At 62.6% G+C, this 1,362-nt stretch carries 2 protein-coding genes; one reads left to right on the top strand and one right to left on the bottom strand.

Annotated features, from left to right (window positions below; all coding sequences use genetic code 11):
• On the bottom strand, nucleotides 1-583 hold a 583-nt coding region (locus tag RA21_RS21835), incomplete at its 3' end, for an oxidoreductase (protein WP_039152732.1).
• Between the two features lie 129 nt (nucleotides 584-712).
• Between RA21_RS21835 and RA21_RS21840 the strand changes: the two genes are divergently transcribed.
• Nucleotides 713-1,327 (top strand): TetR/AcrR family transcriptional regulator, encoded by a 615-nt coding sequence (locus RA21_RS21840; protein ID WP_039152733.1) that lies wholly within the window; start codon nucleotides 713-715, stop codon nucleotides 1,325-1,327.
• The last annotated feature ends 35 nt before the right edge of the window (nucleotides 1,328-1,362 follow it).

A 1,362-nucleotide genomic window follows, 5' to 3' on the forward strand; every position in this document is an offset into this window, starting at 1 on the left:
CCAGCGTCTGCCCGCCGTAAGGCCCGTCCAGGTCATTGGTCAGCGGCGACCAGAATTGATCCAGCAAATGACCATAGACCTGCAGTTCGATCCCGTCCATGCCACCCTCCTTCATCCGCTCCGCTGCGTCGGCGAAGTCGGAGATGATGCGGGTGATGTCCCAGTCCTCAGCCAGTTTCGGGAAAGACCGGTGCGCTGGCTCCCGGTGGCGCGAGGAGCTGACGGACGGCAGCCAGTCGCCCTTGTTCCAGCCGGTGCGGCGGCCTAGGTGGGTAAGCTGGATCATAACCGCCGCGCCGTGTTCGTGCAATTGATCCGTGAGGTTGCGGATCCAGGGAACCACCTCATCCTTGTAGGCGAGGATATTGTTGAACACCGGCGGGCTGTCGCGGCTGACCGCGGCCGATCCGGCGGTCATGGTCAGCGCCACACCCGCCTTGGCCCGCTCCGCGTGATAGGCGGCATAACGTTCCTTGGGCATGCCGCCCTCCGGATAGGCCGGCTCGTGGCTGGTGGTCATGATCCGGTTGCGGAGCGTCAGATGCTTCAGCTGATAGGGCTGCAGCAGCGGATCCTTGGACATGGGGGTCTCCTGGCACGGTGTCTTGGCTTGGCGGCGAGTCTCACGCCTCTCCTGACACATATGTCGACAAAACCTTCACACCTGTCAAGAAAAGTTGCGCCTGCCCCGGCCCGCTGCTATGGCTGGCGCATGGACACACAGGACATTTCCCGCCCGCGGCTGAGCGAAGAAGACTGGCTGGCAGCCGCCTATGAGGTGCTGACCGAAAGCGGTGTGGAAGCGGTGAAGGTGATGCCGCTGGCCAAGCGGCTTGGCGTATCGCGCACCAGTTTCTACTGGCACTTCAAGGACCGCGAAGAGCTGCTGGAAGCCATGGTGCGTCGCTGGGAGGAACGGAATACTGGCAATCTGACGGCCCGCACTGAAGCTTACGCCGAGAGCATCGCCGAGGCGATGTTCAACCTGTTCGACTGCTGGATCGACCCGGAGCTGTTTGACGCCCGGCTGGACCTGGCCATCCGCAACTGGGCGCGCAATGACAGCCGCCTGCAGGAAAGGCTGGACCTTGCCGACGCCCACCGGGAGCAAGCCATGACAGAAATGTTCGTGCGGTTTGGTTATCCGGAGGCGGACGCGCTGATCCGCGCCCGGGCCATGATCTACACCCAGATCGGCTATATCTCGATGCAGGTGCACGAAAGCACGGAATACCGGATTTCGCTGATGCCCGGCTGGATCAAGGTGTTCACCGGCACCCGTCCCGAACAGCGGGAACTTGACCGCTTTTTAGCCCGGCACCGATAGGGGCAGGCCGCTAAACATACCCCCATACCCCCATA

Source organism: Leisingera sp. ANG-DT, from assembly GCF_000813785.1.
Classification (GTDB): domain Bacteria; phylum Pseudomonadota; class Alphaproteobacteria; order Rhodobacterales; family Rhodobacteraceae; genus Leisingera.

Bases quoted from the DNA above. Each gene is read 5' to 3' on its own strand.
- RA21_RS21840 (WP_039152733.1), top strand. From the start codon at position 713: ATGGACACACAGGACATTTCCCGCCCGCGGCTGAGCGAAGAAGACTGG.